The organism is Pseudomonas sp. SCB32, from assembly GCF_009189165.1.
Classification (GTDB): Bacteria; Pseudomonadota; Gammaproteobacteria; order Pseudomonadales; family Pseudomonadaceae; genus Pseudomonas.
Genome location: NZ_CP045118.1, coordinates 257,965 through 273,818 on the forward strand (window position 1 = coordinate 257,965; position 15,854 = coordinate 273,818).

Here is a 15,854-nt window from a genome sequence, read left to right on the forward strand (position 1 = left end):
CCACCCGGTCACGCCGCCTTGCCGCGTCCGGCAAAAACGCCCCTGCGACAATCCACCGCTGCAAGCCTGCCTACAGTCGTTGTCATTTCTGCTTACACCTCTGTGTCTGTTTTTTGATTTTATCCTTTATTTTCAATGACTTAACTATTTGGCATAGCCTGTGCTCTGTGTATCTCCGACCCGTGGCCGTGCACGGGTCCTCGAATCGCGCCAGCGCTCCTGACTTCAGGGCGCCGGCAGTTCTGGAGGCACAAGAACAATGCTCATCACAGGTATCAAGAGCCGGCCGGTCTACGACCAGTTGCGCCCGCTCGCAGGTGGTCACCACCACATCATCGCCGGCCAGGGCAGCGGCGGCGCCGCCATGCTCCGCCTGCTCGCCGAGATGCCGCGCAGCGCGCCCATCCGCGTGCTGTATTCCACCGAATCCTTCTCTGGCCAGGATCACCTCGCCGCGCTGCGCGACCTCACCGACGTGGAGCTTTCGATCTACCCGAGCAACCGCGCGCTGGTCGATGACCTGCACGCGCTGCTGGGCCAGTCGCGCATGGGCACCCGCCTTTACCTGGCCGGTTCCGAGAGCTTCATCGGCACCGCCATGCAGGCCGCCGACGCGATCAACCTGAACAAGGACGAAGTGCTGCGCGAGCACGCCGGCTCCTTCGTGCGCCGCGTCTGGTGCGTGCATTGCGACGGCTACACCGAGAACGTCACCCAGCGTGTCTTCGAGTGCCCGCACTGCGCCCGCACCCTGGTGGTCCGCGACCACTACTCCCGCCGCCTGGCCGCCTTCCAGGCGGTGAAGGCCGACGCCGAAGTCCCCGGCGAACTGCCCGATGCCGAGGAGCTCGACACATGAGCCAGTCCAACGGAACCCTGAATGTCCGCGTCACCCGTATCGAGCAGGTGACCCCGGAAATCAAGCGCTTCACCCTGGCCTCCACCAGCGGTGCGCACCTGACGCCGTTCTCCGGCGGCAGCAACGTCGTGGTGCTGATGCCCCACGCCAGCGGCACCTACCGCAACGCCTACTCGCTGATGAGTTCGCCCTACGACGCCAGCGCCTACCAGATCGCCGTGCGCCGCGTGGAAGAAGGCCGTGGCGGTTCGAAGCACATGCACGACGTGGTGAAGGAAGGCGACGAGCTGGAAATCCTCCGCCCGGTGAACCTGTTCCCGCTGAGCAAGCACGCGCGCCTGCACCTGTTCATCGCCGGCGGGGTGGGCATCACCCCGGTTTGCTCGCAACTGGCTGAGCTGCGCCTGCGCGGCACGCCCTTCGAGGTGCACCTGGCGGTGCGCGGCGACGCCCATGCGCGCCTGGGTGAAGAACTGCTGCGGGAATACGGCGACGCTGTGCGCCTGTACCGCGATGACCGCGGCGAGCGCCTGAACATCTCCGCCGTGCTGGCGGACCGGCCGCTGGGCAGCGACGTCTACGTCTGCGGGCCCGAGGGCATGATCCAGGCGACTATCGACGCCGCCCACGCCCACGGCTGGACCGACAGCCATATCCACTACGAGCGCTTCCTCGAACAGGGCAGCGTCGGCGAGGCGTTCCAGGTCACCCTGGCGCGCAGCGGCGCGACCATCGACGTGTCGCCCGACCAGAGCCTGCTGGAAGCCGCCGAGGCCGCCGGCCACGAAATCCCCTACCTGTGCCGCGGCGGCGCCTGCGGCATGTGCGAGACCAACGTCCTGGAGCTGGACGGAGAAATCCTCCACACCGACGACTGGCTGTCCGACGAGGACAAGGCCGCCAACACCAAGATCATGCCCTGCGTGTCGCGTGCCAAGTGCTCGCGGCTGGTCATCGACTGCTGAGCCGGAGAACGACCATGACCATCCAATTCCGCCCCGACGAAACCTACCGCGACGACTACACCTACGCGAACAGCCAGGCCTGCATCGACCGCGCGCCCTGGCCCTTCCCGGACGACGAGTACATGTACTCGATGAACCTGGAGCCGCACGTCTCGGTGGGCAACGATGCCTTCCGCGCAGTGTTCGACATCGATGAGCACTACATCAGCGAGTGTCGCGACCGTGCGATCACCCTGGAGAAAGACCCGGGCATGCACTACGTCTCCGCGCCGCACATGATGGAGGCGCAGTGGGACCTGCTCGAACTGATCATGGAGTCCTACGCCAAGGATTACCCGGAGTACTTCTCCCTGGAGAAGGACGGCACCCGCTGGCACTGGACCAACAAGCTGCTGAACATCGACGACACCTTCACCTTCGGTGATCCGTCGACCCTGCCCTTTGAACCGATGGAGTACGTCACCCGCCAGGCCCAGGGCGACTGGGTCCTGCAGGAAGAGCGCGACGGCACCCTGTACTGGGGCGCGGGCATCGCCACCCAGCGTGCCGACTACTCGCTGCGCTTCAACCTGGGCATGGCCTGGCACGAGTTCCACGGCCCGGTGCCGCTGGTGAAGGAAACCGGCATGCTCGACCGCGCGCTGAAGTTCCTCCTGCGCCTGCGCAATGGCCATCCGGTGCGCCGCCTGAACTGGTCGCTGACCGTCAATCCGCGCCTGGACGTGTCCGCCGAGTCGCTGCCCGAGTGGGCGCCGGATCGCACCACGGTGACCGCCGAGAACGCCGGGCATAAGGTCTACTTGCGCATCGAGCTGCAGCCGCTGCACCGTCTGCCGCGCAGCAACGCCATCGTGTTCCCGATCCGCACCTACCTGCTGAGCCTGGAAGACATCGCCACCAACCCGGCGTGGGCCAAGCGCATGCACCGCGTGCTCAAGTCCCTGAACCAGGAACTGGTCGACTACAAGGGCTTCACTCGCTACCACCAGCAGGCGGTGCAGTGGCTCTCGCAGTTCGACGACGGCCAGTAACTCTCCACCAAGAGCAAAGCCGCGCAGTACACACAACTACAAACCCGAAAAGGGAACCGGCGGGCGTCGTGAGGCCCGCTGGTTGATTGCCTTCTGCCCATCAACCCCCCGAGAGGAAACAACGATGAGTGGGTCTCCTGCCAAGCGTGCCGCTGGCGTAACCGATTCCGATGCCGAGCAGCTTGCCGCGCTCGGCTACAGCTCCAACTTCGAACGCAGCATGAGCCTGTGGGAGAACTTCTCCCTGGGCTTCACCTACCTGTCGCCGGTCGTCGGCGTCTACACCCTGTTCGGCCTGTGCCTGGCCGCCGGTGGGCCGCCGATGTTCTGGACCTACCTGCTGATCGGCCTGGGCCAGATGCTGGTGTGCCTGGTGTTCTGCGAAGTGGTCTCGCAATTCCCGATCTCCGGGGGCGTCTACCCCTGGGCGCGCCGCCTGGTGGGCAAGCGCTGGGCGTGGATGGTGGGCTGGGTCTATGCCTGGGCGCTGTGCACCTCCATCGCTGGCATCGCCGTGGGCGCCAGCCCCTACATGGCCGCCATGCTCGGCCTGGAAATGCACGGTAGCGCCGCCATCGGCATCGCCCTGGCGCTGATCGCGCTGACCACCGTGCTCAACCTCAGCGGCACCAAGCTGCTCGCTCGCGTCGCCATGTTCGGCTTCCTCTGCGAGCTGGGTGGGGCACTGCTGGTGGGCGGCTACCTGCTGATCTTCGAGCGCCACAACGACTTCAGCGTGCTGTTCAACACCTTCGACATCAAGATCGACGGCAGCTACTGGCCGGCGTTCCTCGCCGCGTCCCTGGCGGGGCTGTTCCAGTACTACGGCTTCGAGGCCTGCGGTGACGTCGCCGAGGAAACCCCGAACCCGGGCACGATGATCCCCAAGACCATGCGCATGACCATCTACATCGGCGGCGCAGCCGCGATGTTCGCGTGCCTGGCGCTGATCCTCTCGGTGCCGGACATCCAGCGTGTGATCCACGGTGAAGACACCGACCCGGTCAACACCATCCTCGCCAACGCCTTCGGCCCGGTGGGCTCGAAGCTGGTGATGGCGGTGGTGATGGTGTCCTTCGTGTCCTGCGTGCTGAGCCTGCAGGCCGCCGCCAGCCGCCTGCTATTCGCCTACGCCCGCGACGAGATGATCGTCGGCAGCAAGGCCCTGTCCAAGCTGAACGGCAACCACGTACCGGCCGTCGCGCTGGTGGTGGCCGGTGTGATGCCGGCGGCCATCGTCTGCCTGGGCCTGTTCATGGCGGACGCCGTGGCCACCATTGTCGGCTTCGCCGCGATCGGCATCTACGTGTCCTTCCAGCTGATCGTCATCGCCGCGCTGATCGCCCGCGCCAAGGGCTGGTTGCCGGGCGGGCAGTTCAGCCTGGGCAAGTGGGGCGTGCCGGTGAACATCGCGGCGCTGGTCTACGGCGTGGCGGCGATCACCAACATGGTCTGGCCGCGCACCCCGGATGCGCCCTGGTACATGAACTACTCGATGATCCTCACCACCGTGGTCGTACTTGGCGCGGGCCTTGTCTACATGCTGCTGGCCAAGCCCTATGACAAGGGCACCGCACCGGCGGGCGACGCCCACCGGATCTCCGGCCGCCAACTATCCGCGCGCGCTTCGGGCGCGCTGACCGAACCGGCTTGATCGCAACGTTGACGCAATTCGGGCCATACGCCTGAGGGGCTGCGTCTGGTCCGTCATTGTCTTCCCCCGTGACGGACCCCTGCGTTTGCGCAACGGACCGCCATCCCCGTGATGGTCGGTCCGTTTTTTTTATGCCCGGCGACGCGGCTTTGTAGGATGGGTGGAGCTTGCGATACCCATGCTGTCCGTGCGCCGAATCGATGGGTATCGCTGCGCTCCACCGATCCTACGATCAATCCCCTCCCGAACGATTGCGCCAGGGCTCAGCGGGCAATCCACAGCAGGCACAGGGACAGGGTCACCAGCGACCCCAGCGTCGATACCAGGATGCTCCGCGACACCACCGCCGCCTCGCGCTGGTAGTACTCGGCGAGCATGAACGGACCGGTGCCGGTGGGCAGCGCGCTGAGCAGCAGCGCCGAATCCGCCCACAGCGGCGGCAGGTCGAAGACCTTGTAGGCGAGGAAACCGGTCAACAGAGGCTGGCCGACCAGCTTGATCGCCACCAGCGGCCAGGCGCCGACCTGCTCGCCCTCCTGCTTCTGCGCCAGGAACAGGCCGAGGGACACCAGCGCGCAGGGCGTGGTGGCGGCGGCCAGCATGTCGAGGAAGTGCAGCAGCGGTTCCGGCAGGCCGATGCCGCTGGCAGCCCAGAGTCCGCCGATGATGGGCGACACCACCAGCGGGTTCTTGCCCAGCGCCTTCAGCACCACGGCAATGGCGCGGCCGACGTGCTTCTCGGTCTGCAAGCCGACCTCGATACAGACCACGGCGATGGCGAACAGCACGCAGACCACCAGCAAGGATGCGATCAGCGCCGGCTCCAGGCCGTCCTGGCCGAACACCAGCAGGCACAACGGGATGCCCATGTAGCCGGTGTTGGCGTAGGACGCGCTGAGCCCGTCGATGCTCGCCGCCGGCAGCGCGCGGCCCTGCAGCAGGCGCCAGGCGAGGGTGGCGAAGAACACCAGCAGGCAGCCGCCGGTGAAGGCGGCCAAGAAACCTGGCTGCCAGATTTCCGCCCAGGTCGCGGTGGCGGTGACCTTGAACAGCAGCGCCGGCAGACACAGCCAGACCACCAGCCGGTTGATCTCCGAGGCCGCCTGCGGGCCGAGGCGGTTGGTGCGCCGGCACAGCCAGCCGACCAGGATCAGCGCGAAGATCGGCAGGACGACGGACAGGACGTGGGACATGGTGGCACAACCGGACAGCGGAACGGCTGGCGAGCATAGGGGCCGAGGTTGCCGCCGTCCAATGCGACCTCGGTCTGGGCTCAGACGCGCCCGCTGACCGGGATGCAGGCGCCGGTGATCGCCGCCGCGTCGTCCGAGGCGAGGAACAGCAGGGTCGCCGCCAGTTGCTCCGGGCGTACCCAGCGGTCGAACTCGGCGTCGGGCATGTCGGCGCGGTTCTGCGGGGTGTCGATGATGCTCGGCATCAGCGCGTTGACGGTAATGCGCGCATCTTTCAACTCTTCGGCCAGCGCCTCGGTCAGGCGCATCACACCCGCCTTGGAGGCCGCATAGGCACCGGTTCCCAGCGCTGCGCGGGTGGCGGCGGCCGCCGCGATATTGAGGATGCGCCCGTGGCCGCGCGCCTTCAGGTGTGCCAGCGCGGCCTGGCTGGAGACCACGGCGGTGCGCAGGTTGATGCGGTACATCAGGTCCCAGGTGTCGACGTCGCCATCGGCCAGGGTTTCCCAGTGGAAGCCGCCGGCCACGTTGATCAGCGCGTCGAGCCCTCCGAAATGCTCGCTGGCGCGGTCGATGGCGGCACGCGCGGCGGGACCGTCGGTCAGGTCGACGCCGCCCAGGGACAGCGCGCCGGCCTGTGGATAACGTGGGCTGACGGCCCGGTCGAGCAGCGCAACCTGCCAGCCGGCGTCGGCGAAGGCCTGGCCGACCACGCTGCCCAGGTGGCCGAAGCCTCCGGTGATGGCGACGATCTTGTTCATGGAGTGCACCCTCAAGGCATTGGAAGAGCGGCACTTATAGGATTAGCACGGCGCACGGAGAAAGGTCGCCGACGACAGATGCAGGGACGGATCGGGACGTGCCGGCCTAGCCGTGCATCAACTCGCCCAGCAGCTCGTCCTTGAGCCGTTGCAGCAGTGGCTCCCCGCGCTGGCGTGGGTGCGGCAGGTCGACCCGCACCTCATGGCGAATCCGCCCCGGCCGCGCGTCCATGACGATCACCCGGTCGCCCAGGTACAGCGCCTCTTCCACGTCGTGGGTGACCATGATCATGGTGCTGCGCTGCTGCACCCAGATGCGCTGCAACTCATGCTGCAGGCGTACGCGGGTGAGGGCGTCGAGGGCGCCGAAGGGTTCGTCCAGCAGCAACACCTTGGGCCGGGTGATCAGCGCGCGGGCGATGGCGGCGCGCTGCGCCATGCCGCCGGAGAGCTGGTGCGGGTAGGCCTGTTCGAAGCCGGTCAGGCCCACCAGTTCAAGGTGATCCGCCACTAATTCGCGCTTTTCGGCGCGGCTCAGCGTGTGGTTCTTCAGCGCCAGGGCGACGTTTTCCTGCACCGTCTTCCAGGGGAACAGGCGGTGGTCCTGGAACACGATGCCACGCTCCAGGCCGGTGCCGGTCACGGCTTGGCCGTCCAGCAGGATGCGCCCGCTGTAGTCGTTCTCCAGGCCGACGATCAGCCTCAACAACGAGGATTTGCCGCAGCCGCTGGCGCCGACGATGCTGACGAACTCGCCGGGGCGCACCGCCAGGTCGATGTTCTGCAGCACTGGCAGGCTGCGGCCGTCGATGGAATAGGCCTTGCTCAGGCCCTGGATGGCCAGCGCGCCGTGTTGCGCCTGCTGGGCCGGAAGGAGGGCGGGGTCGAGGATCGCGTTCATTGTCTGTGCACTCATGGCAGGTAGGCCAAATTCGGATAGCGCTAGCGCAGGTTGCGCCAGCGCAGCAGGTGGCGCGCTGCGCGGGCGAACAGCTGGTTCATGGCGTAGCCGAGCAGGCCGATGCTGAGCACGCCGATCACCACGATCTCCATGCGCGAGCCGGTCTCGGCGTTCATCATCAGGTTGCCCAGGCCCATGCCGGTGGAGAGGAACAGCTCGCAGCCCACCGAGCTGACCCAGGCGAAGGCCAGCGCATGCAGCACGCCGTTGCTCAGGCTGGGCAGCGCGCCGGGCAGCAGCACTTCGCGGAACTGCTGCCACGGGCCGAAGGCATACAGGCGGCCGACTTCGCGGTAGCGCTTCTCCACGTCGCGGAAGCCCTCGAAGGCGTTCAGCGTCATCGGGTAGAAGGCGGCGAGGCTGACGATCAGCACCTTGGACGGCTCGCCACTGCCGAACCACAGGGCGATCAGCGGGATCAGGCCGAGGATCGGCACCTGGCGAATGGTGTGGTACAGCGGTGCGAACAGCCGCTCCAGCGGTCGCGACAGGGCCATGCCGGCGCCCAGCGCGAAGCCGGCGAGCACGCCCAGCAGCAGGCCGAGGCAGGTGCGTTGCAGGCTGGCGGCGACGCTCAGCCACAGCTCGCCGGTTCGGATCAGCTCGACGAAGCCGGCGCCGATGCGCTCCAGTGGTACGAAGGCGTAAGCGGCGCTGGCGCCCTGTTGCGACTGCCAGTGCCAGGCGGCGATCAGCAGCGCCGGCAACAGCAGCCCGCGCAGGCTCTTGAGAAATCGGATCATGGCGTCGGTCTCCAGCGCAGCAAGCGCTTCTCCAGCAGGCGGAAGGCGAAGTCGAGGACGAAGCCGATGGCTCCGGTGACCACCACGCCGACCATCACGATGTCGATGCGCAGCATCTGCCGGCTCAGTTCGATCATCTGCCCCAGGCCGCTGTCGGCGGCGAGCAGTTCGGCGGCCACCAGCACCATCCAGGCGCGGCTCAGGCTGATGCGCAGGCCGGTGACGATGGGCGGCGCGGCGGCGGGGAAGGCGACGTCGCGCAGCAGGCTCCAGAGCGGCAGGCGGTACACGCTGGCGACCTCGAAGTAGCCGCGCGGAATGCCCTTCACGCCCTCGCTGGCGGCCAGCGCCACGGGGAAGAAGGCGGCCTTGGTGACGATCAGGATCTTGAAGGTTTCCTCCACGCCGAAGAACAGGATGAACATTGGGATCAGCGCAATCGACGGCACCTGGCGCAGGGTGTGGAACAGCGGCGCGCAGTAGGCTTCCACAGTTTTCGACAGGGCCATGGCGGTGCCCAGCAGCAGCCCGCCGACGGCGCCGATGGAGAAGCCGATGGCCAGGCGCGACAGGCTGTGCACCACGTGCTCGCGCAGCTCGCCGCTGGCCAGCAGGTCCTGGAAGCTGGCCCATACCTCCGCCGGCGGCACCAGCAATTGCGGCGGGAACCAGCCGGCGCGGGCGGCGATGAACCAGGCCAGCAGCAGGAGCAGCGGCGAGGCGAACCAGCTCAGGCGATCAAGGGTTTTGCTCATCTCTCAACCCTCCTGGCCGAGCAATGGCCCGGCGCTCTGGCGGCGCTGCTTGCGTTGCCAGCAGAACAGCGCGGCCAGCAGCACCAGGGGAATCCAGCAGAGGAACAGGTTGCCCAGCCCGACGAAGTGGCTGATCGCCCCGCCCAGCAGCGCGCCGGAAAAACTGCCGGACATGGAGGCGAGGTTGAACAGCCCGGAAATCTTGCTCTTGTCCATGGCGTGCTCGCCCAACTGGGCCATGTTCACCAGGTGGATGAGCGCCGCCGCCGCGCTGAGCAGCACGCCGCCCAGGGCCAGCAGCCAGTAGTCGCGGGCGACGCCGAGCAACAGCAGGGCGGCCAGCGCCGCCGTGAGACTGCCGACGTAGGCCAGTCGGCGGCCGCTGCGCTCGATCAGGTAGCCGAAGCCGAACAGCCCGAGCACCGAGGCCAGGCCCTGGATCATCACCAGGCTCACCGCCTGGCCTTGCGAGAGGCCGGCGACTTCCATCGCCAGCAGCAGGATGAAGGTGCCGAACAGCGCGCTGGTGGCGGCGCTGAGCAGTTCGATCAGGCAGCTCTCGGCGATCTCGACATTGGCCAGCATGGCGCTGACCTGTTGCAGCAGTCCGCCGGTGGCGACAGCCACTGGCACGTCTTCGGCAGGTGCTTCGCCTTCCCAGAAACCGAGGCTGTAGAAGGCCATCAGGCCGAAGCACAGGCCGATGGCGGCAAAGCCCCAGGTGAAGCTCGCCGCGCCACTCAGCCAATTGCCCAGCAGCGGGCCGAGCAGGCCCATGCCCAGGGTCAGCGAGCCGCGGTACCAGCCGGCCTTGTCGTTGCCGATGCGCTTGAGCTGGCGCAGGAAGGCGCTGTTCATGGCGACGATGCGGAAGGGGATGCACAGGCCGATCAGCAGGCGTGCTGCGGCCAGCCACAGCCAGCCACCGAACAACGGAATGACCAGGTTCAGCAGCATCGGCCCGAGGCTGGCGAGGAAGTACACCCGGCGTGCGCCGAAGCGGGCGATGACGAAGCCGGCCGGCAGGGTGAGGATCACCATGCCCAGCGCCTCCATGGCCGAGATGATGCCGATCTGCATGGCATTGGCGCCGATGCTGATGGCGTAGAGCGTGGTGACGATCTTCGCCATGCCGATGGTGGCGCCGCTGAACGCCGCCAGCAGCATGAAGTTGAGCAGGAAGGCGGCGGGCCGCGCCGGGCTAGATGGCGACATCGATTTTCCCCAGCAGGGCTTCCAGCGGGCGCGGATCGATCCAGTCGTCGACACTGAAGTCTTTACCGATGAACTCCCAGCGCTGGAGAAAGGCGGTGAGGTCGCGCAGGGCGTTGACCGAGCGCTCCGCCAGATTGGTCTGCAGGCGCAGGTGGGCATCCTCGCCATAGGCGCTGGCGACCCAGAATTCGCTGGTGTTCAGCTCGCGGGCGAGGAAGCGGCGGGTCTCTTCGGGATGCGCCCAGGCCCACTGCTCGGCGCGCAGCACGGTGTCGAGCACCCGCACGGCGGCATCGAAATGCTCGTCCAGCAGTTGCTGGTCGACGGTCAGGGTACGCGGCGTGCCGATGTTCGAGCGCACCAGCGGCTCGGGATGCGAGCCGACGTCCAGCACCACGTGCAGGCCGAACTCATGGGCCAGCTGCAGGCCGTGGGCGCCCTTGAGGAAGATGGCGTCGATGTCGCCGCGCAGCAGGCCGATCAGCTCGTTGTTGCGCTGCACCACGCGGTTGCCCTTGAGCGCCACCTGGGCGCCGAACACGTGGCGCACCGGGTCGTCGCTGTAGGTGCCGCCGTAGGGGTAGTCCACCAGTTCGACGTCGCGCACCTCCAGGCCTTCCAGGCGCAGGGCGTTTTCCAGGCCGCGCAGGGACTGGGCGCGGGTGAAGTCGATCTGCACGTTGGCCCACTTCGGCAGGCCGAAGCGCCGGTGGCGCAGGTCGCGGATGCTGCGCACGCCGCTGTCCGGCGCGCTGACGATGAGCTGCACCTCGTCGCTCCAGGACAGCCCGACCACCCGCGTGCGCGAGCCGCTGGCGCGGGCCCAGATGGCCGGGATGTTGCCGCCGTGGCGTACGGAGTAGGGCAGGTGATGGTCGAAGTGCGCCTCGCGCACCTCGCGTTCGGAGGACTCGCGCAGCGACTGGATGCGCGTGCCGAAGGGGCGGAAGGCCTGGGCCAGACGCCCGGATTCGACGGCGATGCCGAGTCCCGTTGGGACGGGGCTGTGGGTGTACCAGAGGGTTTCCAGCGGTGTGCTCATGGACGCTCGATTTTGTTCTGGAACCCCTCTCCCCCTTTTTTGAAGAGAGGGCGGAGAGGGGCAGGGGAGAGGGCTCGCCCTCGCAACGTTGTTCAGCTCGCCTTCTGGGTCAGGCTGCGCAGGGCTTCCAGCGGGCGCGGGTCGATCCACTCGCGCACGTCAAAGCGCGTCGGAATGAAGTTCCAGCGCTGCAGGAAGTCGGTGAAGTCCTGCAGGGCGAGGATCGAGCCTTCGTCGAGGTTGGTGCGCAGGCGCAGGTGGGCGTCCTCGCCATAGGCGGTGGCGACCCAGAACTCGCTGCTGTTGGTTTCCCGCGCCAGGTAGCGGCGAGTGTCGTCCGGGTGCTGGTGCGCCCAGTCCTCCGCGCGCAACACCGAGGCGAGGATCGCGGTGGCGGCGTCCGGATGCTGTTCCAGCAGATTGAGGTCGACGCTCAGGGTGCGCGGCGTGCCGTTGTTGGCGCGGATCAGCGGCTCCGGATGCGCGCCGGTGTCGATCACTGTGTGCAGGCCGAACTGCTGCGCCAGCTGCACGGCGTGGGCGCCCTTGAGAAAAATCGCATCGACCGCGCCACGTAACAGCCCGACCAGCTCCGGATTCTGGCTGCGCCGGCGGCTGCCGCCGTGGCCGGTGATGCCGACGATATTGCTGGGAGCCTCGTCGCTGAAAGTGCCCTTCAGACCGAAGTCCACCAGTTCGACGTCGCGCACTTCCAGGCCTTCCAGGCGCAGGGCGTTCTCCAGGCCGCGGATGGCCTGGGCGCGGGTGAAGTCGATCTGCGCGCCGCTCCAGTCCGGCAGGCCGAAGCGCCGGCCCTTGAGGTCGCGCACGGTGCGGATGCCGCTCTCGGCGGTGGTCAGGATCAGTTGTGCTTCATCGGCCCAGGACAGGCCGATCACGCGGGTCTCGCGGCCGCTGGCGCGGGCCCAGATGGCCGGGATGTTGCCGCCGTGGCGCACCGAGTTCTGCAGGGTGTGGTCGAAGTGCGACTCGCGCACCGCCTGGTCGCCGGACTCGCGCAGCGACTTGATCTGCGTGCCCTGCTCGGCGAGGGCTTCTTCCAGCCAGCCTTTCTGCACGGCGATGCCAAGGCCCGTGGGAACCGGGCAGCGGGTGTACCAGAGGGTATCGAGGGGACGGGACATGTGCAGCTCCTTGTGGGTCAGGCGCGGGCCTTGAGTTCGTGGATGTCGGCGCGTTTGCCTTGCACCAGCGGCAGGACTTCCTGGCCGATGCGCAGGGCTTCTTCCAGGTGCGGGTTGCCGGCGAGGATGAAGGTGGAGAAACCGGCGTCGCGGTATTCGGCGAGGCGCTCGGCGACGTTTTCGTGGCTGCCCACAAGGCCGATGGTCGGACCCGGCTTGGCCTTGCCGAAGCCGGCCCAGAGGTTTGGGCCGAGGATCAGGTCGTCGAAACGCTCGACGTTCTGGTGGTAGGCGGTCTGCCGCGCGGCGCCGACCGAATCCGAGCCGGTGGCGAAGTTCTTGATGAAGGCGCTGGTGCGCGCGTCGATGCGCTCGTACTGGCGGCGCAGCTCGCTCCAGGCGGCCTCTTCGGTCTCGCGGGCGAACAGGTCGATGCGGATGCCGAAGCGGATCTCGCGGCCCTGTTTGTCGGCGAGCTCGCGTACGCGCTCCAGGTGCGGCTTGAGCTTGTCGATGGGTTCGGCCCAGTTCAGGTAGACGTCGGCATGTTTTGCCGCGACGTCCAGCGCCGGGTCGGAGAAGCCGGAGAAGTACACGCCGGGCTTGCGCACGTTCTTCAGCGCGATGGGCAGCGAGCCGTTCTCCAGTTGGTAAATATCGCCCTGATAGGAGAACTGCTCGTTCTTCCACAGGCCGTCGATGATGTCGAGGAACTCGCCGGTGCGCTGGTAGCGCTTGTCGTGCTCGAGGAAGTCGCCGTTGGCGCGCTGGCTGGCGGGGTTGCCGCCGGTGATGATGTTCCACTCCAGACGGTCGCGGGACAGGTGCTGGAGGATCGCCGCCTGCTGCGCGGCGTAGGCCGGCAGGGTCCAGGCGGCCTGGAAGGCGATCAGGAACTTGATCCGGCGGGTCTCGCGGGCCAGGGCGGCGGCGGCGATCCACGGCTCCGGCCCGGTGGGCAGCAGCGCGCCCTCGAAGCCGGCGATCTCGGCGGCCTTGGCCACCTGGGCGATGTAGTCGATGTAGGTGAAGCCGTCCGGCTCACCGTTGGGCAGGCGGCCCGGAGCGATGTTGCCGGGGCGCGAGAGGTGGCTGCCGCGGTTGTTCTTGTCCGAGGCGAGATAGGGACCGTCGCTGCCCAGCGGCAGTCGCCAGAAGAATTCGGTGCTCATGGCCTTGCTCCTTTACGTTGCGGGGGCAGCGTCGTGCTGCTCGTGCAAGGTGTTGAGCAAGGGCTGTGCCCAAAGGCTGCAGGCCAGGCCGTGCGCGGCCTTCAGGGTGGTGTGCTGCTGCGGCAGCAGGGCGTTTGTCTGTACAGCAGCAGTGGGTCAGCAGGGGATGCTGGGCGGGCAGCAATTTTTCCCGTTCAGCCGCGGCTAGTGTGCTGGTGAAACCGAATTTACTTCGTAACTAGATGATTAATATGATTATTTTTTAATGGCACAAGTCCTGCTCAGTCACTGGAACACCGCCATGCGGTTCATCCATCCCCGACTGCCAGGAGGCATTCCATGTCCACCCTCGACCCGCAACTCGCCAGCCAGCTCGAACAGGTCCGCCGCGACTTCGCCAAGGCCTTCCGCGTGCTCAAGGAAACCCGCACCCTCACCGCCACCAACACCTACCAGGCCTATGTGCGCGTGCCGGACAGCGACAAGGTGATCGCCGTCCATGCACCCAGCCCCTGGGCCGACGACCAGGAGATCCGCGCGGTGGTCGCCACCTATGACGGCGAGGTGATCCTCGACGAAAGCATCCCCGGCGCGACCCCGCTCAGCGGCCGTGGTGCAGGCGGCAACGGCAAGCGCTACGCGGCGATCTTCCAGGCGCGCCCGGAGGTGAACGTGGTGATCCACGTGCACACCGCCTACCTCGGCGGCTGGGCCAGCGCCCACCGCGTGCTGCCGATCCGCTACGCCGCCTCGCAGCGCGTGACCCTGGCCCGCGAGCTGCCGATCTACATCGACCGCCGCCAACCCGAGCCGCTGTTCATCCTCGACAAGCTCGCCGAGAACCCGCACACCCCGGCCATCCTCGAAGCCAACGGCGGCGCGACCTTCTGGGGCGACGACCTGATCAAGGCGTCCAAGCTGATCCTGCTGCTGGAGGAAGGCGCCTACTTCCAGGGCCTCGCCGAAAGCCTCGGCGGCTCCCAGGAATTCGGCCCCGGCGTGCTGGAACAGCAGTGGAAGATGACCGGCCTCTGGGAGCAGGGCCAGAAGCTGCTGGGCGCGGCGGCCTGATTTTCTTCCCCGCATGAAAAAGCCCTCTTGCGAGGGCTTTTTTGTGGGGGCTTTCGTAGGAGCGGCATAGAGCAATGTCGAAGGCGTAGGATGGGTAGAGCCTGCGAAACCCATCGTTACCTACGCCGTGGGTGCCTGTGATTGATGGGTTTCGCTTCGCTCTACCCATCCTACGAAGACTGCCAAAGACAGTTGCTCCTACGTTTCATCAGGGCTTGGCTGCGACTGAGGGCCCGGCGCTGCGCTGCCAGAAGCTCTCCAGTTGCAGATCCTTCAACCCCTGCTCGACGAACTTCGGCTCCAGCAGATCCTCCACCTTCACGTCGCCCCGGATCAGTTTCGCCTTCAGGCTGTAGGCGGTCCCGTCGCTGTAATGCTGGCGCAGGGCATCGTCGTAGAGCGGCGAGAAATGCGCCGCCCAGGGTTCGCCCGCGACTTCCCGCTGCAGCACGTTGAGCGGCACGCCGGAACGGGCCTGTGCCTCCTGGTAAGCCGCCTGGTTGGCGTCCTGCGACACCCACCACGCGGCTTTCAGGTAGGCGTCCACCACCAGTTGGGTGAGGTCCGGATGTTCCTTGACGAAGTCGCGCGCGCCCCAGAGTTCGGCGCGCATCTTCCAATCGGCCGGGGCCTGCTTGCTCGACCAGATGATCCGGCCGACCTGCTTGTCTTCCAGCAGGAAGGCGTCGCTCAGGGTGAAGAACGCATCCACCCGCCCGGCGCTCAGCGCGGCTGCGCCGGCCTGGGGGTTGAGGTTGAAGATGCGAAAGTCCTCGAAGCGCAGGCCGTTGGCCTCCAGCAACTTGGCGAACGACAGCTCCCACGGCCGGCCACGGTGCAGGGCAATGCGCTTGCCCTTGAGGTCGACGATGGACTTGGCCGGGGAGCCCGGTGGCACCACCAGGTAGACGTTGTTGCCGATGCCGCCGGGGGCGATCAGCTGGGTCTGCACCCCGGAGGCGTTGGCGATGATCGACGGCAAATCTCCGTAGAAGGCGAAGTCGATGCGCTTGTTGGCGAATTCCTCGTTGACGAAGGTGCCCACCGAGGCGGTGGCGGCGGGCACCCATTCCAGCTTGATGCCGCGCTGGGCGAGTTGCTGGTCCAGCCATTTGTCACGCGCGATGACGTAGGCCGGGCCGTTGAAGGTGATCTGGCCGGCGTTGGCATAAGCCACGGTGGCGATGCGCAGGGTGGTCGGCTGCTCGGCGGCCGCAACCTGGCCGGCGAGCAGCAGGGCGGCGACTGGCAGCAGCCGGCGCAACGTGCGATGGATCAGGGACATGG

General features: G+C 67.1%; 15 protein-coding genes. 5 read left to right on the forward strand and 10 right to left on the reverse strand.

Annotated elements, in window-relative coordinates:
* The first annotated feature begins 259 nt into the window (after window positions 1–259).
* The 4 genes from GA645_RS01245 (at window position 260) to GA645_RS01260 (ending at window position 4,509) form a co-directional block, all read left to right on the forward strand.
* A complete protein-coding gene (locus GA645_RS01245) occupies window positions 260–859 on the forward strand; it encodes a dimethylamine monooxygenase subunit DmmA family protein (RefSeq protein ID WP_152219195.1) in 600 nt (199 codons plus the stop codon).
* Window positions 856–1,824 carry a PDR/VanB family oxidoreductase gene (locus GA645_RS01250; protein ID WP_152219197.1) on the forward strand — a complete coding sequence of 323 codons (969 nt, stop codon included), beginning with the start codon at window positions 856–858 and terminating at the stop codon, window positions 1,822–1,824. The genes GA645_RS01245 and GA645_RS01250 overlap by 4 nt, the downstream gene beginning before the upstream one ends.
* Window positions 1,825–1,838: 14 nt before the next feature.
* Window positions 1,839–2,855 (forward strand): DUF3445 domain-containing protein, encoded by a 1,017-nt coding sequence (locus tag GA645_RS01255; protein ID WP_152219199.1) that lies wholly within the window; start codon window positions 1,839–1,841, stop codon window positions 2,853–2,855.
* A gap of 124 nt (window positions 2,856–2,979) precedes the next feature.
* Window positions 2,980–4,509, forward strand: coding sequence for an APC family permease (locus tag GA645_RS01260; protein WP_152219201.1), 1,530 nt, complete (start codon window positions 2,980–2,982; stop codon window positions 4,507–4,509).
* A gap of 263 nt (window positions 4,510–4,772) precedes the next feature.
* On the opposite strand, the gene GA645_RS01265 is transcribed toward GA645_RS01260, so the two are convergent.
* The 9 genes from GA645_RS01265 to GA645_RS01305 form a co-directional block, all read right to left on the reverse strand.
* Window positions 4,773–5,702: an AEC family transporter gene (locus GA645_RS01265; RefSeq protein ID WP_152219203.1), complete on the reverse strand. Its 930-nt coding sequence runs from the start codon at window positions 5,700–5,702 to the stop codon at window positions 4,773–4,775.
* A gap of 80 nt (window positions 5,703–5,782) precedes the next feature.
* A complete protein-coding gene (locus GA645_RS01270; RefSeq protein WP_152219205.1) occupies window positions 5,783–6,463 on the reverse strand; it encodes an SDR family oxidoreductase in 681 nt (226 codons plus the stop codon).
* Window positions 6,464–6,569: 106 nt separating this feature from the next.
* Window positions 6,570–7,364, reverse strand: a complete 795-nt coding sequence (locus GA645_RS01275; protein WP_152227844.1) for an ABC transporter ATP-binding protein — start codon at window positions 7,362–7,364, stop codon at window positions 6,570–6,572.
* Between the two features lie 41 nt (window positions 7,365–7,405).
* Entirely contained in the window at window positions 7,406–8,167 is a 762-nt protein-coding gene (locus GA645_RS01280; RefSeq protein ID WP_152219207.1) for an ABC transporter permease, read from the reverse strand.
* Window positions 8,164–8,922: an ABC transporter permease gene (locus tag GA645_RS01285; RefSeq protein WP_152219209.1), complete on the reverse strand. Its 759-nt coding sequence runs from the start codon at window positions 8,920–8,922 to the stop codon at window positions 8,164–8,166. Before GA645_RS01285 ends, GA645_RS01280 begins: the two co-directional genes overlap by 4 nt.
* A gap of 3 nt (window positions 8,923–8,925) precedes the next feature.
* Window positions 8,926–10,137, reverse strand: coding sequence for an MFS transporter (locus GA645_RS01290; RefSeq protein WP_152219212.1), 1,212 nt, complete (start codon window positions 10,135–10,137; stop codon window positions 8,926–8,928).
* Window positions 10,124–11,179, reverse strand: coding sequence for an ABC transporter substrate-binding protein (locus GA645_RS01295; protein WP_152219214.1), 1,056 nt, complete (start codon window positions 11,177–11,179; stop codon window positions 10,124–10,126). The genes GA645_RS01290 and GA645_RS01295 overlap by 14 nt, the downstream gene beginning before the upstream one ends.
* Window positions 11,180–11,271: 92 nt before the next feature.
* On the reverse strand, window positions 11,272–12,324 hold the full coding sequence (locus GA645_RS01300; protein WP_152219216.1) for an ABC transporter substrate-binding protein: 1,053 nt from the start codon (window positions 12,322–12,324) through the stop codon (window positions 11,272–11,274).
* 17 nt (window positions 12,325–12,341) lie between these two features.
* Window positions 12,342–13,496, reverse strand: a complete 1,155-nt coding sequence (locus GA645_RS01305; RefSeq protein ID WP_152219218.1) for an LLM class flavin-dependent oxidoreductase — start codon at window positions 13,494–13,496, stop codon at window positions 12,342–12,344.
* A 339-nt stretch (window positions 13,497–13,835) separates the two neighbouring features.
* Here GA645_RS01305 and GA645_RS01310 point away from each other — a divergent pair, with 339 nt between their 5' ends.
* Window positions 13,836–14,567 (forward strand): class II aldolase/adducin family protein, encoded by a 732-nt coding sequence (locus GA645_RS01310; protein WP_152219220.1) that lies wholly within the window; start codon window positions 13,836–13,838, stop codon window positions 14,565–14,567.
* A 208-nt stretch (window positions 14,568–14,775) separates the two neighbouring features.
* Here GA645_RS01310 and GA645_RS01315 read toward each other — a convergent pair whose 3' ends face one another.
* On the reverse strand, window positions 14,776–15,852 hold the full coding sequence (locus tag GA645_RS01315; protein ID WP_152219222.1) for an ABC transporter substrate-binding protein: 1,077 nt from the start codon (window positions 15,850–15,852) through the stop codon (window positions 14,776–14,778).
* Between the last annotated feature and the right edge of the window lie 2 nt (window positions 15,853–15,854).